The 24362-nt window shown below is 38.7% G+C and carries 29 protein-coding genes; 2 read left to right on the top strand and 27 right to left on the bottom strand.

Translation table 11 applies throughout. The annotated features are described in order from the left end of the window. Positions 1 to 15 precede the first annotated feature (15 nt). The 5 genes from IGJ49_RS03995 to IGJ49_RS03975 all read right to left on the bottom strand — a co-directional run bounded on the left by IGJ49_RS03995 (position 16) and on the right by IGJ49_RS03975 (position 4563). Positions 16 to 2208: a penicillin-binding transpeptidase domain-containing protein gene (locus IGJ49_RS03995; RefSeq protein WP_062805506.1), complete on the bottom strand. Its 2193-nt coding sequence runs from the start codon at positions 2206 to 2208 to the stop codon at positions 16 to 18. Next, positions 2209 to 2607, bottom strand: coding sequence for a cell division protein FtsL (gene ftsL / locus IGJ49_RS03990; RefSeq protein ID WP_010735984.1), 399 nt, complete (start codon positions 2605 to 2607; stop codon positions 2209 to 2211). It abuts the gene before it with no gap. A gap of 4 nt (positions 2608 to 2611) precedes the next feature. After that, the gene (gene rsmH, locus IGJ49_RS03985; RefSeq protein ID WP_010735985.1) at positions 2612 to 3571 is read right to left on the bottom strand and encodes a 16S rRNA (cytosine(1402)-N(4))-methyltransferase RsmH; all 960 of its coding nucleotides are present in this window, start codon (positions 3569 to 3571) and stop codon (positions 2612 to 2614) included. Positions 3572 to 3592: 21 nt separating this feature from the next. Continuing rightward, a complete protein-coding gene (gene mraZ, locus IGJ49_RS03980; protein WP_034691698.1) occupies positions 3593 to 4024 on the bottom strand; it encodes a division/cell wall cluster transcriptional repressor MraZ in 432 nt (143 codons plus the stop codon). Between the two features lie 170 nt (positions 4025 to 4194). Then, positions 4195 to 4563 (bottom strand): DUF3397 domain-containing protein, encoded by a 369-nt coding sequence (locus IGJ49_RS03975; protein ID WP_010735987.1) that lies wholly within the window; start codon positions 4561 to 4563, stop codon positions 4195 to 4197. Positions 4564 to 4772: 209 nt separating this feature from the next. On the opposite strand from IGJ49_RS03975, the gene IGJ49_RS03970 reads away from it, so the two are divergent. Together IGJ49_RS03970 and IGJ49_RS03965 are read left to right on the top strand one after the other, a co-directional pair. Further along, positions 4773 to 5729 (top strand): magnesium transporter CorA family protein, encoded by a 957-nt coding sequence (locus IGJ49_RS03970; protein WP_010735988.1) that lies wholly within the window; start codon positions 4773 to 4775, stop codon positions 5727 to 5729. Positions 5730 to 5800: 71 nt separating this feature from the next. Beyond that, a complete protein-coding gene (locus IGJ49_RS03965; RefSeq protein ID WP_010735989.1) occupies positions 5801 to 5917 on the top strand; it encodes a DUF4044 domain-containing protein in 117 nt (38 codons plus the stop codon). A 131-nt stretch (positions 5918 to 6048) separates the two neighbouring features. Here IGJ49_RS03965 and IGJ49_RS03960 read toward each other — a convergent pair whose 3' ends face one another. From IGJ49_RS03960 to IGJ49_RS03855, 22 genes are all read right to left on the bottom strand, one after another. Continuing rightward, positions 6049 to 6510 carry a hypothetical protein gene (locus IGJ49_RS03960; protein WP_438722479.1) on the bottom strand — a complete coding sequence of 154 codons (462 nt, stop codon included), beginning with the start codon at positions 6508 to 6510 and terminating at the stop codon, positions 6049 to 6051. Between the two features lie 123 nt (positions 6511 to 6633). After that, the gene (locus IGJ49_RS03955) at positions 6634 to 7173 is read right to left on the bottom strand and encodes a hypothetical protein (protein WP_438722477.1); all 540 of its coding nucleotides are present in this window, start codon (positions 7171 to 7173) and stop codon (positions 6634 to 6636) included. Then, the gene (locus IGJ49_RS03950) at positions 7130 to 7837 is read right to left on the bottom strand and encodes a hypothetical protein (protein WP_438722475.1); all 708 of its coding nucleotides are present in this window, start codon (positions 7835 to 7837) and stop codon (positions 7130 to 7132) included. Before IGJ49_RS03950 ends, IGJ49_RS03955 begins: the two co-directional genes overlap by 44 nt. A gap of 187 nt (positions 7838 to 8024) precedes the next feature. Next, complete coding sequence (locus IGJ49_RS03945; protein WP_438722473.1) at positions 8025 to 8639, bottom strand: hypothetical protein; 615 nt, start codon at positions 8637 to 8639, stop codon at positions 8025 to 8027. A 54-nt stretch (positions 8640 to 8693) separates the two neighbouring features. Next, on the bottom strand, positions 8694 to 9470 hold the full coding sequence (locus IGJ49_RS03940; protein ID WP_438722471.1) for a hypothetical protein: 777 nt from the start codon (positions 9468 to 9470) through the stop codon (positions 8694 to 8696). Between the two features lie 72 nt (positions 9471 to 9542). Continuing rightward, positions 9543 to 10229 (bottom strand): hypothetical protein, encoded by a 687-nt coding sequence (locus IGJ49_RS03935; RefSeq protein WP_438722469.1) that lies wholly within the window; start codon positions 10227 to 10229, stop codon positions 9543 to 9545. Positions 10230 to 11082: 853 nt separating this feature from the next. Further along, on the bottom strand, positions 11083 to 12762 hold the full coding sequence (gene recN / locus IGJ49_RS03930; RefSeq protein ID WP_224434594.1) for a DNA repair protein RecN: 1680 nt from the start codon (positions 12760 to 12762) through the stop codon (positions 11083 to 11085). A gap of 17 nt (positions 12763 to 12779) precedes the next feature. After that, entirely contained in the window at positions 12780 to 13229 is a 450-nt protein-coding gene (locus IGJ49_RS03925) for an arginine repressor (protein ID WP_010735995.1), read from the bottom strand. Positions 13230 to 13328: 99 nt separating this feature from the next. Then, on the bottom strand, positions 13329 to 14150 hold the full coding sequence (locus IGJ49_RS03920; protein ID WP_010735996.1) for a TlyA family RNA methyltransferase: 822 nt from the start codon (positions 14148 to 14150) through the stop codon (positions 13329 to 13331). An 8-nt stretch (positions 14151 to 14158) separates the two neighbouring features. Then, positions 14159 to 15046, bottom strand: coding sequence for a polyprenyl synthetase family protein (locus IGJ49_RS03915; RefSeq protein WP_062805515.1), 888 nt, complete (start codon positions 15044 to 15046; stop codon positions 14159 to 14161). Then, positions 15043 to 15270, bottom strand: a complete 228-nt coding sequence (locus IGJ49_RS03910) for an exodeoxyribonuclease VII small subunit (RefSeq protein ID WP_194179766.1) — start codon at positions 15268 to 15270, stop codon at positions 15043 to 15045. Before IGJ49_RS03910 ends, IGJ49_RS03915 begins: the two co-directional genes overlap by 4 nt. A 1-nt stretch (position 15271) precedes the next feature. Beyond that, positions 15272 to 16612 carry an exodeoxyribonuclease VII large subunit gene (xseA, locus tag IGJ49_RS03905; RefSeq protein ID WP_438722464.1) on the bottom strand — a complete coding sequence of 447 codons (1341 nt, stop codon included), beginning with the start codon at positions 16610 to 16612 and terminating at the stop codon, positions 15272 to 15274. Beyond that, a complete protein-coding gene (locus tag IGJ49_RS03900) occupies positions 16609 to 17463 on the bottom strand; it encodes a bifunctional methylenetetrahydrofolate dehydrogenase/methenyltetrahydrofolate cyclohydrolase (protein ID WP_010736000.1) in 855 nt (284 codons plus the stop codon). The genes xseA and IGJ49_RS03900 overlap by 4 nt, the downstream gene beginning before the upstream one ends. 94 nt (positions 17464 to 17557) lie before the next feature. Then, positions 17558 to 18007 carry a transcription antitermination factor NusB gene (gene nusB / locus IGJ49_RS03895; RefSeq protein ID WP_438722462.1) on the bottom strand — a complete coding sequence of 150 codons (450 nt, stop codon included), beginning with the start codon at positions 18005 to 18007 and terminating at the stop codon, positions 17558 to 17560. Beyond that, on the bottom strand, positions 18000 to 18425 hold the full coding sequence (locus tag IGJ49_RS03890) for an Asp23/Gls24 family envelope stress response protein (protein WP_010736002.1): 426 nt from the start codon (positions 18423 to 18425) through the stop codon (positions 18000 to 18002). Before IGJ49_RS03890 ends, nusB begins: the two co-directional genes overlap by 8 nt. A gap of 213 nt (positions 18426 to 18638) precedes the next feature. Then, positions 18639 to 19703 (bottom strand): M24 family metallopeptidase, encoded by a 1065-nt coding sequence (locus IGJ49_RS03885; RefSeq protein ID WP_010736003.1) that lies wholly within the window; start codon positions 19701 to 19703, stop codon positions 18639 to 18641. Positions 19704 to 19855: 152 nt separating this feature from the next. After that, positions 19856 to 20101: a GlsB/YeaQ/YmgE family stress response membrane protein gene (locus tag IGJ49_RS03880; RefSeq protein WP_010736004.1), complete on the bottom strand. Its 246-nt coding sequence runs from the start codon at positions 20099 to 20101 to the stop codon at positions 19856 to 19858. A gap of 77 nt (positions 20102 to 20178) precedes the next feature. After that, positions 20179 to 20553, bottom strand: a complete 375-nt coding sequence (locus tag IGJ49_RS03875) for a DUF956 family protein (RefSeq protein WP_010736005.1) — start codon at positions 20551 to 20553, stop codon at positions 20179 to 20181. Positions 20554 to 20868: 315 nt separating this feature from the next. After that, positions 20869 to 21783, bottom strand: coding sequence for a PTS system mannose/fructose/sorbose family transporter subunit IID (locus tag IGJ49_RS03870; protein ID WP_019724014.1), 915 nt, complete (start codon positions 21781 to 21783; stop codon positions 20869 to 20871). 16 nt (positions 21784 to 21799) lie between these two features. Continuing rightward, complete coding sequence (locus tag IGJ49_RS03865; RefSeq protein ID WP_010736007.1) at positions 21800 to 22606, bottom strand: PTS mannose/fructose/sorbose transporter subunit IIC; 807 nt, start codon at positions 22604 to 22606, stop codon at positions 21800 to 21802. 32 nt (positions 22607 to 22638) lie between these two features. Further along, positions 22639 to 23610 (bottom strand): mannose/fructose/sorbose PTS transporter subunit IIA, encoded by a 972-nt coding sequence (locus IGJ49_RS03860; RefSeq protein WP_010736008.1) that lies wholly within the window; start codon positions 23608 to 23610, stop codon positions 22639 to 22641. A 100-nt stretch (positions 23611 to 23710) separates the two neighbouring features. Beyond that, the gene (locus IGJ49_RS03855) at positions 23711 to 24202 is read right to left on the bottom strand and encodes a mannose/fructose/sorbose PTS transporter subunit IIB (protein ID WP_010736009.1); all 492 of its coding nucleotides are present in this window, start codon (positions 24200 to 24202) and stop codon (positions 23711 to 23713) included. Between the last annotated feature and the right edge of the window lie 160 nt (positions 24203 to 24362).

Below are 24362 nucleotides of genomic sequence, written 5' to 3'. Positions count from 1 at the left end.
CTCTCTTCTCTCCTATTATTCTTTTAGATGGAAACTTAATGTTTCGTCAGATATTTTTTCATAAGGTGCGAGGCTTTGTTCTGTACAGTAACCATCACCGTGGAATGTCACTTCGACACCAAGTATTTTTCCTAATTTCATGATATCCGCCTTTGACCAACCTGTCACATCAGGCATCAATGCAGTACCACCACTATATAGAATCAATTTTTCTCCCGATATCAGCTCATCCCCATTTGCTGTGGATTGCGCTTCTACCTTATTTCCATCGCCAATGACTACTGGTTGCAAACCGCTCTTTTGTGCATCAGCAGCGGCAATATCAGGATTTAAATTACGATAGTCAGAAACAGTGATATTTTCCGTCTTTTTCTCTTCTGGCGTAGCTGTTTCAGCTTCTTTGAAATCCATTGCTCGTTTCAGTAAGGGGTTCGCAATTTTTGCTAAAGCCGTGCGGTCATATGTCTTAGGATGTTTCATTGTCAGATAAAGGACATATTCGGGATCCTCAGCTGGTACCATTTCGACGATCGAATACAGATACGCGGTATCACCTGTTAGATATCCTCCTGTATCAGAAGCAATCTGGGCTGTTCCTGTTTTAGCTGCAATATTGTATCCCGGAACATTATATACTCCGTAAGCACTACCGTAATTTTCATCTTCTATGACATCTCGCATATACTCACGAACTTTTTCTGTCGTTTCTTTCGAAAATGGCTGTCCTAACACTTCCGTTTCAGTAGAGACTTCTTCTCCAGTATTTGGATCAACGATCTTACTAATGTAACGTGGTTGGATCATAGTGCCGTTGTTGGCGATCGCACTGAAAGCTTTCATCATTTGGAAATTCGTGACACCAATCGCTTGACCATACGCACTCATCGCTTGGTCAACGATATTAGCAGTTGGTAAAGCACCCGCAACTTCATCATCTAAACCAGAGTGAGTACTTTGCCCAAATCCTAGTTTTTGCAAATAGTTAAACCACTTGCCACCTAAACGCTGTTCCAGCATTACCATACCCACGTTACTAGACCATGAAAGAGCTTGACGCATGGTCAGCATTCCTTTTTTACCAAAGTCATGGTCATTGATCGTGGCATCAGCTACTTTGATCTGTCCAGATAGGAAAGACTCATTTTCATCGAATTTACCTTCTTCGATTGCTGCTGCTGTCGTGAAGATTTTCATTGTTGAACCTGGTTCATAAGAATCTTGTACAAGGATGTTACGCCACACAGCATCTTCACCAGTCAACCCTTCCATCGTCTCAGGATTGAACGTCGGGCGTTGGCTCATCGCAGTGATCTCGCCAGTTTTAGCTTCCATCAATATCGCAGTCAATTCTTCAGGTTGATATTCTTCATTGACTTGATCCATCAATGTTTCTAAGTAACTCTGCAGACGACTATCAAGAGTCGTATACACATCTTTACCGTCTGTTGCCTTTTCTTCTTCTGCTACAGTACCTGGTAATGGATTTTGGAAATTATCTTTTTGATAATAGATCTTTCCGTTTTGTCCACTCAAAATATCATTATAAGCAGATTCGATCCCAAGTCGGCCAACCAGACCATTTTCTTCTTCATCCGGTACCGCATAGCCAATAAAATGGGAAGAAAATATCCCACTAGGATACATACGTGCAGGATGATTATCGAAATAAAGCCCATTAACATCAGCCGCTTTCATCTCTGCTTCGATGTTTTGTTTCGTCTCTTGGGTGATATTACGTCCATAATTCCCAAATTCTACTTGGTAGAGATTTTGCTCGGCTCCATCGCGTAGCACCTTCAAGGCTTTACTTTTTTCCATTGAAAGGTTTTTGCTGATAATATCCGCAAGTGTATCGAAATCTTTTTCTTGTGCATATAATTTTTTGTTTCCAGTCGTGTATGTTTCGGAAAGAATTGCTTTGATCGAGTAAGACGTGGCATCTTCTGCTAGTGCCACCCCATTACGGTCAAAGATCGTGCCTCGTTTTGCCTTGACCTCTTCACTACCTTGATAAAGCTGGTTCGTTTTTTCTTCTAATGATGTACCAGCCACATGTCCACCGATCACGATGTATGCAAAACGAACGGCAAATAAAAAGAACAATCCAATACTCGTAGCAAATAAAATGATACCTACTTTTTTGCGATTGTTCATCGGATTTAGATTTTTCTTTTCCATAAACCGCCGGAATTTATTTTTAAGACTCATTTACTTCACTTTCCTTAAATTGTCGTCATTGATTGACAACCCTTTTTCTTCTGCGATTTTTTTAACACGCTCGGTACGAGAAAGTTCACTTTTCTCTTGCTCCAAACTGATTTTTTCTTGATTTTTTTCATTATATTCAACCTGTAGCGCCCCGATTTGCTTTTCCATACCACTAATATTAGTTCGTAACATCACTGTTAATACGCAAAGTGCGATGACAGAAAAAGCAATACACACTACGGCAAGCTTTTCGAAAATAGAGATTTGCTTCAAACGTTTTGCTGGAGATTGAGGAAGAACGATTTCTTTCTCTGAGGGTGAATCTGGCAGAGGTTGCTCTGGTAGTTCAATTTCTTGTAAATCATATGGATATTGTTGGACTTTCTTTAGTTCTGCCATTCTTCTACTCCTCTTTCTCTCGTATTTTTTCAGCGATACGCAATTTTGCACTACGAGAACGATTGTTTTCTGCCACTTCTTCTTCAGATGGTAACATCGGTTTTCTCGTTATCACTTTTAATTCAGGTTGGAACTCATCAGGTACGACCGGCAACCCTGGTGGTAAATCTTTGATCGTACTATATTCTTTGAACATGTTTTTGACGATCCGATCTTCTAATGAGTGGAAAGTGATCACACTGAGCCGGCCACCGACCTTCAATAAGCGGATTGCTTGCTCTAAGGAGGCTTGCTCCGCACCTAGCTCATCATTGACTGCAATTCGCACAGCTTGAAAAATGCGTTTTGCAGGATGACCGCCTTTTCGTCTTGCTGGGGCAGGAATCACCTGTTTGATGATTTCTACTAATTCCCCGGTTGTTTCAATCGGATGATCTTTTCTCACCCGTTCAATTTCTCTGGCAATTTGTTTTGAAAATTTTTCTTCTCCATAACGAAAGAAGATCTTTACTAATTCGTTATAAGGATATTCGTTGATCACATGATATGCTGACAAAGGTGCCGATTGATCCATTCGCATATCCAAAGGCGCATCTTGATGATAACTGAATCCACGTTCTGCTTCGTCTAACTGTGGCGAAGATACGCCTAAGTCGTAAAGTATCCCATCGACCTTAGGTACGTATTCAGTCAAGCGCTCTTCAAGCTCACGGAAATTTGCTTTGATAAAAGTGACCATACCTTTTTCGACATACTCAGCCAAACGGATTTTTGCGTGATCGATTGCGATCTGATCTTGATCAAATGCATAAAGATGACCCTCTGTATTCAATTGGCTTAATAAGTATTCGCTATGTCCGGCCCCGCCGAGTGTACAGTCCACATAAATTCCGTTCGGTTTGATTGCAAGTCCATCTACCGTTTCTTTTAACATGACTGTATAGTGTTGAAATGTTTCAGTCATTGGTCAGCCTCTTCCTATTTCTTATAATCCGAAATCAATCATATTTTCAGCGATTTCATTAAAGTTTTCTTCCGCAGCTTCTGAAAATTCTTGCCATTTGGCTTCATCCCAAATTTCGATCCGGTTTGACACTCCAACAATGACACACTCTTTCGTTATAGTTGCGTAGTTTCTTAATGTATTAGGGATATTGATACGTCCTTGCTTGTCCAACTCACATTCTGTAGCTGCTGAGTAGAAAAAACGGACAAAGGTTCTAGCGTCTTTCTTTGCTAGAGGCATATCATTGAGTTTCGACTCTAATTCGTTCCATTCGCTCATCGGATAGCCAAAAAGACAACCATCTAATCCACGAGTCAACACGAATTGTTCGCCTAATTCTTCACGCAGTTTTGAAGGCACGATCAAGCGACCTTTTGCATCAATATTATGCCGAAATTCGCCCATTAACATCGAAACTACCCCCAATCCTCCACTAACTAAAATCAGTCTACCACAATCCCCCACTTTCTACCACCTTTTATGGGAAATCTGAGAATAACTTTTTGATTAGTAAAAAAAATTTTAACAATCAAGCTGATAAAAGATTTTTTAAAGTCTTTTAACAGCCTGATTGCGCCATACTAGAGAAACGAAAGAATGTTTAGGACGATCAAAACGATATACATGACTAAGGTTACCAAAAAAGTAAGACGCCAAGTCATTTTGAAATAACGTGAATACACAAGTTCGTCATAATAATAAGCTTGGAATAACGCGATACAGATTGCCATTAAAAGGATAGTGATCAATAAAAAGGGCAAAAATGAAGACGTATCGGTATTACGAGACAATGCATGGATGCCTCCCCACAAAAAAGGAACGGCTAAATCAGGTGCTTTGACTTTGAAACGCCGAGTCAATGCAAATATTTTTACTAGAAATTGACAACCAAAAATCACGATTGCCGGAAAGATGTACCAAAACAATACAAGTGGTGAAAAACTACCCATTCGACAAATCTCCTTTTTTATCGTTGCGTTCAGTATACGTAATTTAGTTTACACAACGATTTCATTTAGTTTAAATTTATACTGTTTTATTATGTTGTTGCAGCCGTTGTTTGACAAATCAAGATTGATGATCAGTGGGTAGTCTCTTTCAATGTGTTCTTTTCAAGAATTGGTTATAATAGAAGAAAGAAGTATTGAGGAGGTTCCCAATGATAAAGTATTTTACACTTGAAGACCAGAAATTGGTTGATTCAATGGAAGAAACGGCTGAAACCATTTGGTATTGTGTCGAGCGACCCACAGAAGAAGAAATCAATCAATTGATCAAACAGTTCCAAATACCTAAAGATTACCTCACGTCTGTCTTAGACGATGCAGAAAACTCCAGGGTAGAAGAATTTAATCAAGAAAAGCTGACAAAACCAGCATTGGTATTATTACAATACCCTTTTCCAAAAACAAGTCCTAGCGGATATTTCCAAGTAGATACTTATCCGTTTTCGATTATTCTCACGCCCAAAAAGAAGCTTATCACAATTACGAATCACGAACCACTTTTTTTGAAAAAAGTCTTTCATCAAACGTTTCAAAGAAACGATCTTTCGACCACTCTAAATATTTTTATGCAGTTACTTTGGCAGATCACTCAGTCCTATAACACTTATCTTTCTACCTTACTTGCCCAATGTGATCTGTTGGAGACACAACTAAAAGTCTCAACTGAAAATAAGCAATTGTATCAAATCATGGATATCCAAAAAAGCTTGGTTTATTTCAAAGAAGCGACTGCCTCGAATCTTGAAGCGTTACAACAACTAGCCGAGAACCAATCGGTAAAAAATAATCACGCGATGATGAATCACCTCAGAGACGTGATTATCGAAACAGAACAAGCAAAGACCACCGCTCGTATCCGCTTAAAGCTTGTCGAACAGATGAACCAAACATTCTCTGCCATCATTTCAAACAACTTAAATAATATTATGAAAATTTTAACTTCTTTAACGATTATCTTAACGATTCCAACAATCATTGGAAGTATTTACGGTATGAATATTAAACTACCAATTGCCGAAAGGGATGATGCTTTTCTTTGGTTGATACTATTGACCGTGATCATTTCACTTCTGACCACTTATTATTTGAAAAAAGGTAAGTTTTTATAGAGATGCCCTCTTGTAGAATCAATGAAAAGCATGTAAAATCAACTTAACAATAATAAATCGAGGTAATCACGATGCGAGAAAAAAAACAAACAAGCACTTTTGCGAAAGTCACAAAATTAGTGATTTGGACAATGTTGATTTTGACAATCGGTTCAGTCGTTCTAACTGCTGTAATCAGTGTCATGTAAAAATAATGGAGGTTGCGCCAAATTTGGCGTAACCTCCATTTCCTGTTATTAATTATTATCATCAAGAGCCTGTCACATTGGTTACTACATACTTAAACTAACCTCTTTTTTGTTTGTTCTTGGTTGCTGTCTTACTTGATTCGATATATTTTTATGTTGGCTTTTACTCTCGCATCACTTGTTAGCATCGAAAAACTTTTCTTGTTTTCAATTCGAACTCCAGCCCCCGACCGTGTTGAATGACCCACTTGTTCGAATCTTACTTGATTACTTCCTTCTTTTTGCTTTTTCTGATATTGAGCCCCACTATTCTCTAAGGTTGACACTTTTTTACCTGTTGCTGTTTGAGTAGATTGTTGGTTCATCAAAGTATTGGGCAATGGATTCGAATGTCGATTATTTAAAGCCAAATTCTGCCGAGAATTTTTCTGTGTTCCTTTCATAGCTTCTTTAAATTTATTAAAGTTTTTTTCTAATCTCGGATCGAAATTATTCGGATCGATCCCCACTTCTTTATTAGTCGTCATTCTTTCCACACTGTTTGCCAGATGTGAATTTTCGCGATCTGCGGACATTTCTCTTTGATTCTTCACTCTATCTGGCTCATCCCATTCCTTTATTATCCGTCTTCTTCTTTTAAGTACTCCTGTTCCAATTCTTTCTTACTTGGAACCGGGGTATCAGTAGCCTGAGGATGAAGAATTACCTCAGTATTTTTAAAATTGCTCATTCCAGGCTGAGAAATCAAATTGGCGTTGATTGGATTGGCTTGAAATCTTCGCTTCTTGCGTAAGCCCTGAATTTTGCTCATCCCTGAGGTTTTTGTAACTTGCTATATCCTTCGATAAGCTTTTGGATAAATCATGATTCGTAAACACATTGATTAGTGTTTTTGTTGCATCCAAAATTTGAGTTGCAAAATTTTCTTGTCCCAAACTATGGTCAGAGGAAGTAGGTTGATCAAACGATTGGGGTGATATATTGTCTTTATTTGCTTTCCCTAGGTTAATAGTAAATAATTGGAGATCAGGTAATGCAAAAGACATCAAATTTGAAACATAGGACAACATGGATTGATCCTTTGCTCCTTGCCCACCACCTCTATCAGTAGGTATTTCATATTGCCTGAAAAAATCAGTAAAGACTTTAGTTACTTTATCCCAAAATGCCTCGTTTATCTTGGGAGGGTGATCCAATCGTTCAAGTGCTGTGCTAGGCGTGTAACATTTCCTCAAACGTTTTTTTAACTGGTTCAATCGCTGTTTGAGGCTTCTGGGCTTCCCCAAATGGTAGATTTACTTGTCCAACCGCTGTCGGGGGCTTCTGGATTTCCTCTAAAGGTAGGTTTGCTGCTCCAACCGACGTCGGGGGCTTCTGAATTTCCTCAACAAAACCTTTCAAAGTATTTTTAATTTGTTCTGCAACATTTTCTGCTGTAAGATTTCTAAATTGGCTTCGCTGATTTAGTGTTCTTCGTGGTCTCTGATGAACATTTTTATTAATATCCTTTTTATTTGAAACCATTAAATTGTTAAGTTCAACGTCCCAGTGATTAAGTGTATTTTTTAAATCAATTGTCATGTTGTGAGGGGAAACGTTATTGCTCTGTGTATGACTAGCTGTGATGTTGGAGGTACGTAGATAATCCATTGATTGTTCGGAAGTTCTTTTCATTTCGTTGTTTTTTTCTTTTGGTACATTCAATCGATTAGGGCCATGCGCAACCACTGGTGTTAACATATTTAACACACTGGTTGCGTATACCGCTCCCGTGAAAGCAGAAAATTTCCCTCTATTCAGATGAAATCTTCTTTGATTACTCAGAGCCCTTAACTCACGCTCTAACCCATGCGGATCTTGCTTGTCTATAACACTGTTGTTGAATCGTCCTATTCTCTCGTTATGATTTTCTCCTGGCATTCCTTTCACTCCTTCTATTTATTTAATTGGCATTCATTATTTACCGTAGTCAACATTCTGTTTTCCCATTAGCCTTGATAACGTTTGTGGTAGAAAAGTACTACTATCCTAATTTTTTAGTCATCTTTTTATTGTCTTCAATTAACTATATGCTCAAACTTGGTTCTTTTCGATTTGCTCTTGGACGCTATTTTTCTTGATTAATTATATTTTGACTTTTTACTTTAGCATTCCCTACAAGCACAGATAACCTTGGCTTATTTCCGTTTTGTTTATCAATAAACGTTTGTAGGTTTTTATCAATGTCGTTTTTTGCTTTGGCTGACGAAAATTTATCGATGCTTAGCCCATCTGAAAACTTCTTAAAGATTCCTAGATTCTCTATATTCGTTAGCCGATCGAGTGATTCTGCTCTCTGATCCCCCTTGGATGATCTGGCTTCAAATTTAGGCATTCCATAAACAAAAGAAGTCTCATCTTTTTTTATGCTGCTCGTGCCGTGTACCAACTGATCATATAGTTCCCTTGACTCTTTCTTATTTGGTTCTAAACTTTCCTGTGACAAATGAGACTTTTCTTTTTGCCAGGAATCGATCCCATTGCTTGCTATATGATGTTCTTCTCTCAATCTAAACTCTGGAATTGGAATGTCTTTTGTCTGGGATGAAGGAGCTTGCTGTAAATCTTTCAAAAAATCCTTCAATTCTGCGGGGAAATTCTGTCCATCCGATGATTCTATCATTTTTAAAATATATTCACCTGTCCGTGTATCTTTTAAATCAATAGTTTTTTGATTCGCCAAGCTGTTATACAGATCCTGTGATTTATTTTGAGACAGTTGCGTAGGAATCGCCTGTTAATATATTTCAGCCTTAGAACGATAAGGATATGCTTGCTCTCCGAACTTGATTAGACTTTCTCCTATACCGTGTGTTAAGCTTTCTTCGTTTTCACCTCTTACATTTCTTGCTTCAAATACAGGATTATCATTGAGATTGCGCAGTTTAACTGTGTCAATTTCTTTTTCTCCATGCGTTGTAAAACTGACCTCTGAATTCGGATTATCTTTTGTTTGGGATGAAGTGGCTTGCTGTAAACCTTCTACAAATTCCTTTGTCATTCTCTGTTTTTCCATATAGATTGTCCGATTACGTGAGTCTGTTCCCTGATTTCGCTTGGATGGTCTTGCTTCAAACTTAGATATGTCATCATTTTGAATACTCTTCAAACTTTGTATTACCTTATCCTGTAGTTCAATCGTCGATTTCTGAGTTGTATCTACACCTTCCTGTGACAAGTGATACTTTCCTTTTTGCCATGACGCTATTCCAGTGCTTGTCGACTCATTTTCTTCTCGCAATCTAAAATCTGAATTTGGACTATCTTTTGTTTGGGATGAAGAGGCTTGCTGAGAACCTTGTACAAATTTCTTTGTCATTCCCTGATTTTCCATATTGGTTGTTCGATTACGAGAGTCTGTTTCCTGATTTCGCTTGGATGTTCTTGCTTCAAACTTAGGGATTTTATAAACAAAAGAAGTCTCATCTTTTTGAATAGTATTCGGACTTTTTACTTCCTGATCATGTAGTTCACTTGTATCTTTCTTAATTGAATCTACACCTTCCTGTGACAAGTGAAACTTTTCTTCTTGCCAGGAAGTATTCCCATTATTCGTTAGCTCATTGTCTTTTGTTTGGGAGGTTTGCTATTGGTTGGATGATCTTACTTTAGACTTAAACATTTCATCTTTTTGAATACTATTCAGAATTTTTACTCTCTGATCATGTAACTCACTTGTGACTTTCTTAATTAAATAGGAGGATTTTTTGGAGAGCGCTCGGTGATGTCTTGGATTGATCTGTCTACTTTCATTTAGGGATTGTTGCATTACATCACTTGTATTGCGAGATGTATTGCCCTTATGTTCACTAGATTCTTTACGTTTAAATTTCAATTTCTTTTTAGAAACATACTCACTATTAAATTGTTTAGGAAGCGTACCTGTCATATTAGCTAGCTCATTTGGCGCTGTAACTCTTTGATCTATACTGACTTGGGGAATGATCTGTAATACATTACGATAGCTTTGAGTTGCATTTGCTCTAGTATTTAAATCAAACGAAGGATTTTCTTGATTTCTTTCTCCAAATGAGGTGCTTGCATTTCCTACAATTCGATCATTCCTTTGATTTATCGGCTGTAGTGTTATATTTTGAAGAATACCTGTCGAATAATAAAGATAAGAAATAATTGGGTTTGCTCTCACATTTAGGGATTCATTTCCTGTCCGAACAGCTAATTTACTCAAATCTTCTTGAGTATTTGTCTTATTAGCGTCATGCATTCGATTAATGAACTTTCCACCTGTTTCTCTGAAATCAATTATTGGCATATCTTACACTCCTCGCGTTTTTATGTATTTGTTTTGTTCCAATCCTTTTTCTTAGGAAACTTCTAAAAGTGGATGTTCCTAAATCACCCATTTACAAAAAAATTTTAGATGAATTTTCCCTTCCTCCCTTTCTTGTAGGTATTCTCTATGAGTAAAAATACGACGTAACCACCATTTGGACAAAAACAACGAACAATAATCATTGAGTTTACTATTTCTATAACAAATAAATCACCAGCGGAAACGAATCATTTACATAGACGATATGACGATACTTTTAATACAATACTTTAAGCGAATCAATGATAGCTTTTATTGATCTAAGAATATTCGTGTTATTCATTTACTAATCTATTACATTCTTACAAACCTATCTTTTATCCGTAGTAGTTACAGAGATAATATTTCTTGTTTATTTACAGAAATACTTTAGACTATTTATGACATCCTTTTCCTACTAACCTCAAGTATCTGTTCTTAGCGTTCAAAAAAGAATTATTTTCAATAATCATACGTTTAAACTAATTTATGTGTAGTGCTTTTTTTCAAACATAATCAAAATCTGGGAAAACATTACTACTGACTTTATCTTTTTGTCATTAAAAAAAATTTTTATGATTAAAAAATGATAGGACTTTGTAAGCGAATTAACTATTGATTGACTATCGACAGCTTTTGGATTTACAAATTTCATTCTCAAAATCAAAAAAAAATATAATAAAATACAATATAAAAATAACTAATTACTTTTTCTGTCGGGAAAGATTTCAACTGTTTTTTTACCTCTATTCCCTAAAAAGCAAAATAAAATCACCCTAGCCAATGTAGGCAAAGGGTGATTTTTATTTTTTATTTATTTTTTCGCCAAACGTAACAACTCTTTGGCGTGTTCGATCGTTAAAGGCGTGATTTCACTTCCCGCTAACATTCGTGCGATTTCATTTTCTCTTTCAGCTGCAGCTAATTCGGCGACGGATGTTTGTGTTCTTCCGCCGACGACTTCTTTTACAATGTAATATTGATAATCCGCTACCGCCGCCACTTGAGGAAGATGCGTGATACAAAGTACTTGGGAATATTTGGATATTTTCAATATTTTATCCGCAATGGCTTGTGCCACTCTGCCACTAACACCAGTATCAACTTCGTCAAAAATGATACTAGTCACACCTTGTTCCGAAGAAAAAATGGTTTTCAGAGCAAGTAATACTCGTGACAATTCCCCACCTGATGCTACTTTGACTAGTGGCTTCAATGGTTCTCCAGGATTTGTCGTGATATAAAATTCGACAATATCAAAACCTTGCTCATCTAAGCGTCCATTTGCTTGCGTTGAAAAACGAACTTCAAATTCGGTGTTTTCCATATAAAGACTCTTTAATTCACGCAGAATCGACTGTTCTAAGTCACTGGCGATCGCTTTTCTTGCTTGATGGAGTTCTTCTGCACATTGAAACGCCCACTCTTCTTTTTGAGTCAGTTCATTCTTCATTTTATCAAGTTGACCTTCTGTAAAATCAGATGAATCCAATTCTTCTGTGATTTCTTCATAGTAGGCTAAGATAGCTTCAACTGAATCGCCATATTTACGCTTCAATTGGCGAATCGTTTCCATGCGTTGCGTCACTTCTTCCAAACGATTCTCATCTAGTTCAAGCAGATCGATTTGCCTGCTCATGTCCCCTACTGCATCTTGCAATAAATAATAGGCACTCTGGATATTATCAAAAATTGCTTCATACTCTGAATCAAGGTGGGCAATACTTTGGATCTCGGAAACAGCCCTTCCCACCCCATCAAGACTACTTTGTTCACCTTCACTGAGCGCCCCATAAGCAGTAGCTAAACCATCGACGATTTTTTGATAATTACTTAATTTATCGCGCTCTTCTCGAAGTTTTTCTTCTTCACCAACTTCTAATTGGGCGGCTGCGATTTCTTCTTGTTGGAAATTCAACATATCGATACGTTGGACATAGTTTTTTTCGTTTTGTTGGATCTTACGTACTTTTCTTTCAAGTTCACGATACGCTTGATAGGCTTCTTGGTACGCTCTTTTTTTCTGTTGGAATGTCGAGTCTCCAAAACGATCAAGTAACACAAGATGTGATTCAGGTTGTAATAGTTCCTGATGTTCATTTTGACCTTGGATATCCACTAAATAACTACCTACGCGTCGCAAATTCGCTAATGTCACGATATGTCCATTCACTCGACAAACATTCTTACCTGCTAAAGACATATCTCGACGGACGATCAGATTTGAACCATCGGACTCAATCCCTAACTCTTCCATCAAAGCTTCAAAACCTTCTTGTTTAGGCCATTCAAACAACCCTTCCAGAATACATTTATCGGCACCTTGACGAATATAATCACTTGATCCGCGACCACCTGCTAATAAGCCCAAAGCATCAATAATAATTGACTTACCGGCTCCGGTTTCTCCTGTTAATGCTGTCATTCCTTCATGAAACGACAAACGCAATTCAGGAATAATCGCAAAATTGGTGATACTGATTTCTTGTAGCATTGCAATCACTCCTTAGATTAAAGGTAATGCAGAAAATCTTTCTTTAATTGAACAGCATCTTCTTCCAATCGTGTGATCATCAACACATTGTCATCATCGTTGATAATCGAGAATAATTCTTTTTTGTAACGTTTATCGATTAAATTTGCAGCTGCAGAAGCATTGCCCGGCAAAGTCTTTAAAATAACAAATTTTTCCATCTGGTCAACTGCTACAAATGCGTCCTTCAATAGTTTTTCTAGCTTTGTGCTCACATCTTCACTTGTTTCAGCAGGCAGACTATAGCGATAGCCACCATCAACTGCGGGAACTTTGATCAATTTAAGCTCTTTGATATCTCTTGAGATCGTTGCTTGTGTAACAGAAATCCCTTTATTTTTTAATATTTCAACAAATTCTTCTTGTTTACGTATATCTTGTTCATTTAGTAATCGAGTAATCAAACGATGTCGATCTTTTTTTCTCATGCTCAATCCGCTCCTTCACCAATCCTTCTTCTTTCAATGATAGCTTATTTTAAGCGCTTAATAAAGAAGAACTCATAGTCTTTTTTGTCAATTCCCAGACTACCGCTTATGCGTGAATTGTTCATGAGCCATTTCAACGATGTGAGCTGGATCAACGTTCGCATAGATTGTTCCTTTATCTGATACTTTTTTTAAGTGCGCTAAAAATTCAATATTTCCTTCTCCACCTGTAATAGGAGAGTAACTTAGATCTAATACATCAAACCCTTGCTCTGTGGCAAACGTCAAAATTTGTTCGATGACTTGTTGATGGGTTGTTGCTTCTCGAACAATGCCATTTTTACCGACCGCTTCTCTACCTGCTTCAAATTGTGGTTTGATCAATGCAATTACTTCACCCTCTGGCTTCAAAATTGCATGTAATGGCGGTAGCATCAGCTTCAAAGAGATGAATGATACATCAATGACAGCGACTTCTGGTACACCTTGATCAAAGTCTTCAGGTTTTGCATAACGAAAGTTAACACGTTCCATCACGACCACTTTTGGATCTTGTCTGATTTTCCATGCTAACTGATTGTAGCCTACATCTAAGGCATAGCTCATTTTTGCTCCATTTTGTAAGGCAGCATCGGTAAACCCTCCCGTGGATGCCCCAATATCAAGCAATACTTTATCTTTGACTGTTAGATCAAATTGTTTTAATGCTTTTTCTAGTTTCAACCCACCACGAGAAACATACGGCAATTTTTTCCCTTTGACTTTTAATTCACTACTAACGGGGATTTTTTCTCCTGGTTTATCAAAACGTTCATTTTTTTCATTATAGATCAACCCTGCCATCACGGAACGTTTTGCTTGTTCCCTTGTTTCAAATAGCCCTTGTTTGACGGCTAATACATCTACTCGTTCTTTTTCCATCCTCTTCCTCACTTCTCATCAAATCGTTTGACCAACTGACGAAGAATCTCTCCATCAAATGAACAAACTTCTTGTTCTAACTCGGCAATGATCCTATTGGCGGAATGGATTTCTCGTTGCAACGCAGCTCTTGTCTGCTCGATCCCTAATAAGCGTGGATACGTATTTTTATCCGCTCGTTCATCCTTGCCAGCTGTTTTCCCTAATGCTTCTGTCGTACTAGTCACATCCAATAAATCATCACGGATCTGAAAAGCTAACCCAAGATGAGCGGCAATTTGTTGTAATTGTACCAAAACTTCTTCTGGTTGTTCTGCTAAAATCCCACCTGCTAGCAAAGCATAACGTATCAAACGTCCAGTCTTTCGTTCATGGATCAATGCTAGTTCTTCTAGCGCCAAATCTTTCGTTTCCCCTTGGATATCTGCCGCTTGGCCTGCAACCATGCCTTGTGTCCCAGCACTAACAGCCAATTGTTGCAATAATAACAATTTTGGTGAGTTCGCTAAGTGGGTCATGCTGATCAACTGGAAGGCACCCGTCAATAATCCATCCCCTGCTAAAATTGCGATTGCCTCCCCATAGACTTTATGGTTGGTTGGTTTTCCTCGACGCAAGTCATCGTTATCCATTGCTGGAAGATCATCATGGATCAATGAATACGTATGGATCATCTCTAATGCTGCTGCTACTTGATAAGCTGAAGCATCGATCTTGGCATCAAAAGAAGCCACGGTTGCTAATAAAGCAAGTGGGCGGATTCTTTTTCCTCCTGCATGGATCGAATAGATCATACTTTCTTTCAAGCGTACATCCGAAGTATATTCCGTAATGAAAGAAACCATTTCTTCTTCTACCAAAGGAAGGTGAGTCGCAGAAAAATCGGTTAGTTTCATTGTGTCCCCTCTTTCTCGTCAAAAGTGATCTCTTCATTCGTCTCAGTCATAATTTTTGTAAGGGTTTCTTCTGCTTTAGAAAGAGTATCTTGACATTGCTTACTTAATTCCATTCCTCTTTTGAACGCATCTAACGCTGATTCTAATGGAACGTCTCCTTGCTCTAATTGCATGACGATTTTTTCTAATTCTTGCAATGATTCTTCAAATGTTGGATTTGCCATCTTATTCTGTCTCCTTTTTGATCTGTTCCACTTTGCCTTTGACCTGTCCATCTGCATAATGAATGACTAACTCATCACCGACTTGGATCTCATCGACACTTTTTGCCACCTGATCATGCAACGTGGTGTAGCTATACCCTCTACCCATGATTTTTAAAGGACTAAGTAAATCAAGTGATTGAACCGTCTGTTGAAACTTTTGTTGCTGTTGTTGCATATATTGGTACATTTTTTCTTCTAGTCGTTTTTCTAAGTAGCTTGTTTCTTGCTTGGCTGATTTCACTCGATAAATTGGTGCAACTTGTTGCAACTGATGACTTAAGGTCATGGTTTGTTTTTCTTTCGCATGGTAAATTTGTTGCGTTGCTTGATACAAGCGTTGCCGCAATTGATCTAGCTTGATCGTTTGTCCCTCATAAAGTCGTTCAGGTTGGCGAAAGACATAGGATTGTCTTGAGCGGGCAAACCGCTCTTGTTTTCGTTGGATTTGGCGTAAAAACCCTTGCTCTAAGCGGGCTTGTCTTTCCTTGATCCGCATCAACTCTTCCGATAATACTGGAACAGCCAGCTCAGCTGCTGCCGTCGGTGTCGCTGCTCGAACATCAGCCACTAAGTCAGCAATCGTCGTATCTGTCTCATGACCGACAGAAGAGATGCTCGGTGTTTTTGCTTGATAAATCGCACGAGCCATCCGTTCTTCATTGAAAGGCCAAAGATCCTCGATCGACCCACCACCACGTCCGATGATCATTGTATCGAAATTTCCTAACGCTTCAACGCGTTGGATATTGCGGACGACATCATCTGCTGCTTGGTTTCCTTGCACAACAGTTGGGAACAAAACAAGTTGCGCGATTGGGTAACGGCGTTTGACCGTCGTGATAATATCACGAATGACCGCACCACTAGGACTTGTTAAAACGGCGATGCGTTTTGGAAATCTCGGCAATGCCTTTTTAGGTCCAGCAAATAGACCTTCTTTCATCAATTTCTCTTTTCGTTCTTCTAGCTCTTGATATAACGCACCGACGCCATCAGGTTCCATATGTTCCACGTAAATTTGATAAGAACCGCTGGCCTCGTAAAGGGAGATCCGACCGATCACCAACACTTTCATGCCCTCTTTTGGTTGAAAACGTAACTTTTGGAAAGCACCTTTGAACATGATCGCAGAGATTTTTGCATGATCATCTTTTAAACTGAAATATTGATGCGCATTCGCTCGCATACGGAAATTCGAGATTTCGCCAGTTAGATAAACTCTTTCCAGATATGGATCTGCTTCAAATTTTCGTTTCAAATATTTGGTTAAGGTGGTAACTGTTAAATATTCTTGCGTCATAACTCTCCTCGCTCTGCTTCAGCTGATTGGACCGTTTGTGCCATCAACATCGTGATCGTCATTGGACCTACTCCCTTAGGGACAGGCGTGATATAGCTTGCAAGAGGAGCGACTTCATCGAATTTGACATCACCGATCAGTTTTCCATCCTCATCCCGATTCATCCCCACATCGACAACTACCGCACCTGGTTTGACGAAGTCTTTTGTTACAAAATGGCCACGCCCGATCGCTACTACGAGTATATCTGCTTCACGAGTTAACGCTGGAAGGTCTTTCGTTTTTGAATGAGCAATGGTGACTGTCGCATCAGCCATCAACAAAAGTTGCGCCATGGGTTTACCGACAATATTACTGCGACCGATCACTACTGCACGCTTGCCAGTCAAATCAATATCATATGCTTCAAACATCTTCATGATCCCATAAGGCGTACAAGGAATCTTATCAGGATTCCCTGCAAATAGACGTCCTAGATTAAATGGATGGAAACCATCAACATCTTTTTTAGGATCGATTGCTAATAACACTTTCTCTTCATCAATATGTTTTGGTAAAGGCAACTGCACAAGGATCCCATGGAAGCGTGGATCATTGTTATATTTTTCAATTTCATTTAGAAGCTCATCTTCGGAGATTTTTTGACTATAACGCTCTACTTTTGAATAAATACCTAATTGATTCGCAACTCGTTCTTTGTTACGAACATAGACTTGACTTGCTGGATTTTCTCCAACTAATAAAACAACTAATCCGGGATTGATCTGTCGTTCGTTAAGCTCTTTTACTTTTAACGCAAGTTCTGCTTGCATTTTTTCTGCTAATTCTTTTCCATTCATCAATTCTGACATACGATCACTCCCAGATATTTTTGCTTTCATTCTACCATATAAACCACTTGTAACATAACCAGATTTACTAACTATCATAGAAAAAAGCTAGGACTTACGCCCCAGCTTCTAATTCTTTTAACACATTCGATAACATACCATTTACAAACTTACGTGAACGGTCGTCACTGAATGTTTTAGCTAACTCGATTGCTTCATTCAATGCAACAGTTGCAGGCACGTCATCCACGTACATCATTTCGAAAATCGCGATTCTTAAAATAATCAGATCCATTTTGGAAATGCGGTTGATCCGCCAATTATTTTTTAAATGCTTTTCGATGATCGTGTCTAACGATGCTTTTTTTGCACAGACGCCACCAACTAGTGTGTCTAGATATACTGGAACAAATTCTGATTGCTCTTCATTGATCATCTCTTGATGGTCCAACTCGATCGCATTGAAAATTGCATCTTCTTTTGTCAGATCAGTGTTAAAATCTAATGGGAACAATGCCTGTAATGCCATCTCGCGGATATCGTGTCTTGATAACTCTTTATTCATTTTCTTCCTCTTCGTCCTCAAAAAGTTCATCGATTGCTGGTTGTTCCAATTTTTCTGGTACAACTGCTACGACATGGATATTGACTTCAGCTAATGCAATGTCGGTCATGAAAAGTACTTCTTGGTGAACACGATCCTGCATTTCCATCGCTACTTTTGGTACTGATACGCCATATTCTAAATAACAATATAAGTCAACTTTCAAACCTTCTTCGTCATTGACTAAATATACACCTTTACCATGCGCTGCGCGACCTAGCAATTCTGTGACATTGCTAGCAAAAGTCCCACGCATTCCGTAGACCCCTTCGACTTTAGAAGCTGCAATACCGATAATGACTTCGATCACTTCTGGTGCAATCACGATTTCTCCTAAATCTTGATTAGCATGTAAGACTAAGTTTTTTTCGTCTGCCATTTTTATTTATTCCTCCTTTTGCCTACATACATCTTTCACTTCAAAAAGCGAAGTCATGTACCTAGGAAAACTGTCGCCTGTAAATCAGTCATGCGTGAAAAAACGCGCCGTTTACAATCGCTTGATTTCTCTTATAGTGTATCATTAAATGAGCCCATTTTCTATAACAAAGTCTGAGTTTTGACATTTACATTTATTGAAAAACGCTGATTATCACAAAATGATCAATTCTTTTGGTGAGTGAGTCAATACCCGGTTTCCTTCAGCAGTGATCAATAAGTCATCTTCGATCCGGACGCCACCGATTCCTGGTAAGTAGATTCCTGGTTCATCCGTAATGACATTGCCCACAACAAATGGTTTCTCTGCTCGCGCAGATACATTAGGACCTTCATGGATCTCTAAGCCGATACCATGTCCAGTGGAGTGGCCAAATGCTTCTCCATAGCCGTATTTGCTGATGTAGTCTCTTGCTACTGCATCCAGTTGGATACCTGTCACTCCAGGTTTCGCTGCTTCTAGAACTGCCAATTGGGCATCTAAAACGATTTGATAGATTTCTTTCAATTGTTCTCCAGGATCGCCGACTGCAAACGTACGTGTCATGTCAGAAACGTATCCTTCATAATAGCAACCAAAATCGATCGTGATCATATCACCTTGTTCAATGATCTTTTGGCTAGCCACTCCGTGTGGCATTGCTGAACGAACACCACTTGCCACGATGGTTTCAAAAGACACACCTGATGCACCTAGTGAACGCATATAGAAATCTAATTGATTCGCGACCTCGATCTCTGTCATCCCTGGTTGGATCATTTTAAGGATATGATCATAAGCCATATCAGCGATGCTACAAGCTTTTTCAATGATCACTAATTCATCTTCATCTTTTACTTCCCGTAATTCTTCGATCATGTCAGAAACTGGGATCAACTCTGCATCCAGTAATTCTTCCAATACTGAATACTCTAAAAATGAAACTGTACGTTCTTCAAATGCTAGATTCTTCAATCCTTCTTTTCGAGTCAAATCAGCGACTTCCTCAAAAATCGGCGCGACATTTTTGATGATCTCAAAACCTTGCGCTTGCGCAGCTGCTTGTTCTGTATAACGGAAGTCCGTAATAAAGAAGGCTTTCTCTAATGTGATGACCGCTAACCCAGTCGTTCCTGTAAAATTAGTCAAATAGCGGAGATTGTAAGGACTTGTCACTAAAAATGAATCTAGATTCGCTTCTCGCATTTTTTTGCGTAACTTTTCTACTCGTAACATCATGTGTAAATTCCTTCTTTCTTTGCACTCTTTTTATCATTATAGCAAACTTTCTTTTTTAAAGGCATAGGAAAGATAAATTCCTTCAATAGAAACGAACAAAGCGTTTTGGCTTGAGCTTTTCCCTCAAGTCAAAACGCTTTAGACTTTCATTTCTAAGATCTTTTACCAAAGAAAAATGAGACAACTGCAACTAAGATCACTGCCCCTAAAATAGATGGAATAAGTGCCATACCAGCAGCGCTTGGTCCCCAGTTGCCAAAAATCGCTTGACCGATCGTTGAACCAATCAAACCAGCAATAATATTTGTGATGCATCCCATTGAATTTCCTTTACTTGTGATTGCTCCAGCAATCGCTCCAATGATTGCACCAACAATCAATGTCCATAACCAACTCATCGTATAACCTCCCTCTTTACTCTTTAATTTTATCATAAGAAATAAATAGCAGGCAAACGATGAGGGCTAACTACAAATCATTTACGCTTGAAAATACCGATCATGCCTCGCTTGACTACGTCGATCAAACTTAAAGAGCGAACCATGTGACTTGGATCAACATACTTACGGACTGCTCGCAAAACTTCCTTGGGATGCTTTGCAGAAAATGAATAAGTTCCGTTTTTCTTTGTGCGAATCGCAAAACGTGGAATCCATTTTCCTTTGAACATCACAGAGGCAATCACGACATCTACCTCTTCCCATGGGATCTGGACGAATTTCCGCGCATCACGATCATTGTAAAATTCAAAACCTTTATCACCAATCATGATCTTCCCATATTCTGCCACACCTAGATAAGATGTCGCATTCATCGTTAAGTCAACTTTTGTATTCAGGGATTGTACCATTTCAAGCACTCCATTTCTAATCAATCTAAAGTTACAGTACTTAGAAGTCGTACCGTTTCAATGATTTGGCTATTCGTTCAGCTTAGCCATCCTTTTAATTTCACGTTTTTTACTTCTATATCAAAGACATCTTATCATAAATAGTATACCTTTTCGAGCATAGATACTGTCTCCAATAAACGGTTCTCCACAATCGTCCACCATTCGATCAGAAGAAAGCTGAAGTAAAGTCTCGTCGCATTCTATGAAAAAAGCTGCAACAAAAATCAATGATTGATTTCTGTCACAGCTTATTTAGTCTTTTATTGCCTTAGATTACATTAATCCGATCAAGTGGAAAACAATACCCACTACGAATAATCCAAGAATGATAACGATTGGTGAAACTTTTTTCTTCAATAACCACATACAGAACAATGTTAGTAACAACGCAGCTAATCCAGGGATCAAGCTGTCTAAGTTGTCTTGTAATGTTGTTACTTTGTAGTCAGATAGAGAAAGTCCAGCTGCTTGTTGTTCCAACGCACTCTTGATACCTTCTGCACCTGCAGGTAAACTACTCCAATCAATGTAAGCACCTTCGTCAAGTTTAACGCTTGATACTACTGGCGCAAAGCCGATTGATACCCAACGGTTAACTAATGAACCTAAGATGAACATACCTAAGATCGAAGCACCTTTAGTGATGTCTTGCAACAAACCACCAGATAAATCTTCTGTGATTTTAGAACCCGCTTTATAGCCGAATTCTTGTGTATACCACATAAATGCCATACGGATGATATTCCAAGCTACGAAATAAATGATTGGGCCTAAGATATTTCCAGCCATCGCTAGAGAAGCAGCTAGAGCTCCAAGGATTGGTCTTACTGTAAACCAGAAGACTGGATCACCGATACCAGCTAAAGGTCCCATCATACCAACCTTAACCCCTTGAATCGCAACATCATCAACAGGTGCGCCATTTGCACGTTCTTCTTCCAGTGCAAGAGTCACCCCTAGAATTGGTGAAGCAACATATGGGTGAGTGTTGAAGAACTCTAAATGACGAGTCAACGCAGCCGCACGGTCTTCTTTTGTTTTATATAATTTTTTGATCGCTGGGATCATTGAGAATGCCCAACCACCATTTTGCATACGTTCGTAGTTCCATGATCCTTGAAGGAAAGTCGAACGCAACCAAACAGAAATACGATCTTTTTTAGATAATTGAATTCTTTCTTCTGCCATTTCGTGAACGCCTCCTTTAATAGTTATCGATGATATCGCCTAGTGGGTCACCAGTGTTTGAGCTTCCGCCGTTACCTGAACCACCTTGTTTAGAAAGTGCCAAGTAAATAAGAGCTAAAGCAACACCGATTGCGCCTAGACCGATAAGAGTGATTTCTGATACAGTTGCCAATACAAAACCGATTGCAAAGAATGGCCATACTTCTTTTGTAGCCATCATGTTGATAACCATTGCGTAACCTACGGCAACGACCATTCCACCACCGATAGCTAAACCGTCTGTCAACCAAACAGGCATAGATTCAAGCAAGCTTCTTACTGGACCTTCACCAATAGCTAAGATCAAACCAGCAGGGATCGCAATACGAACACCTTGCATACAAATTGCAACAATATGCCATAATTCAACTTTTCTAAAGTTACCATCTTTTGCAGCAGCATCCATCAAATGAACAAACGCTGTCGCAATCGTACGACAAATGATTGTTAATAATAAACCAGCAACAGCAAGTGGCACAGCAATCGCGATTGCTGAAGAAACGCCGGCTGAACCTTGACCACCTAAAACTAAAATAATTGCAGATGCAACAGATGCTAATGCAGCATCGGGAGCGACAGCGGCACCGATATTTGCCCAACCTAAAGCGATCATTTGTAATGTACCACCTAAGATAAGACAAGGAACTAGATTTCCAGTTACTAAGCCGATCAACGTACATGCAACAACTGGTTGATGGAATTGAAATTCATCAAGAATTCCTTCCATACCAGCTAAAAATGCAACGATGATGACTAAGATCACTTGAATAATATTTAAATCCATGATAGTAATCCTCCATTTTTTCTGATAATTAATTAAGCACGATTTTTTAGTTCTTCTTGCGCTTTTTTCAAAATTTCATCCATGTTTCCTTTAGAGTCATTCGGTACTTTACGTACATCGAATTTCACGCCAGATTCTTTCAATTTATTGAATGAATCAATATCGTCTTGACTGAAAGCAAGTACTTTGTTCGGTTGTACTTTACCTGGAGAATGTGCCATTGATCCGACGTTCACTGTTTCTAATGGTACGCCACCTTCAACTGCACGCACGACATCTTGAGGATTTTCAAACAATAGCAATGCGCGTTGTCCGCCAAAGTGTTGATCATCTTTTGCAAGTTTGATCATTTGTTCAACTGGTACAACGTGTGCTTTTACACCAGGAGGTGCAGCTTGTTGGATCAATTTTTTACGTAACTCATCTTTTGCTACAGCATCAGATACAACGATGATCCGTGTTGGATTTGTTGTTTTTGTCCAAGCAGTTGCTACTTGTCCATGCAACAAACGTGAATCAATACGTGCTAAAACATAAGTGAACTTACCAGGTGTTCCTGAAGGTGCAGCTTCTTGTGCCGCAGCTTTCGTTTCTACTACTGGTTCTAATTCTTCCGGTTTGACTTTCACGCCTTCTTTTGCTGTTTCAATGATATGAGCAGCAATTTCATGTGCTGATTCCATTGAAAAACGTGAAGCATATGCTTCGATCAGCATAGGCAAGTTCAAACCACTTACGATTGCCCACTTATCTTTGTGTTCTTCAAATAATGTGTTTGATTGATTGAACGGTGTTCCGCCCCATAAATCAACTAAGAATAAGACTTCGTCTTGGTTATCGAAGGAAGCGACTGCTTCTTCTAATTTGGCTCTCAAGTCATCTGGACCTTCACTCGGTTGTAAAACAACAGCTTTGACATTTTCTTGTTCGCCAAAGATCATTGAACCCGACTGTAAGATTCCTTCAGCAAATTGCCCATGACTTGCTAGGATAATCCCTACCATATTTATACCTCCTACTTCTTTTTGTTGTAACAAAATCAAAAATAAAAATAAGTGCTTGCCTTTTACAACAGATACATTTGACCGTTACGCAACAACAATTTTATGCTTTCTTGGCTTTGGCCAGCAATTCCATTAAAAAGATTTTCCGATCAGCGGGTACCTTCCGAATCTCCAACTCCACACCTTGACCATCCAAAAAATGAAAGGCTTCGATATCTCGTTGATCGACGGACACAAAATTTGTGATCATGGTCTTCCCTTCAGAAAAACTCATTCCCCCGATATTTAGAGAATCAATTCGGATACCACTTCGGACAATTTTCTCAACGTCTTTAGGATTAGTAAATAAAAGCATCACTTTCGTTCGCGCTAAGAGTCCACTCTCAAAGATCTGGATCATCTTTTCAACAGTGATGACATTTGCCATGATCCCTGGTGGAGCAGCTTCTTTTAAAAGAAACTTTCTTAACTTGTCTTTCGCTACTACGTCACTTATGACGATGATACGTTCAACGCCAGTCAATTTAGACCAGACAGTTGCAACTTGCCCATGGATCAAACGATCATCTATACGTGCTAATCGAATATCCATTCGTAAATCTCCTTTTTATTAAATCACTACTCAAAACATCTTCCCACTTCTGTCGGAAGCATTTCCGTTAAGCACACTTTATTAAAAGCAAGAACCGTGCCAACTTTTTAAAGATACACTACTTTATTTAATGGTTTCTTATACAATACACAAAAAAGAT

The organism is Enterococcus sp. AZ171, from assembly GCF_051714005.1.
In the GTDB taxonomy this organism is placed as follows: domain Bacteria; phylum Bacillota; class Bacilli; order Lactobacillales; family Enterococcaceae; genus Enterococcus_B; species Enterococcus_B pernyi.
Note: the sequence above shows the minus strand (reverse complement) of the source record. Positions and strands in the feature narration are given on the sequence as shown.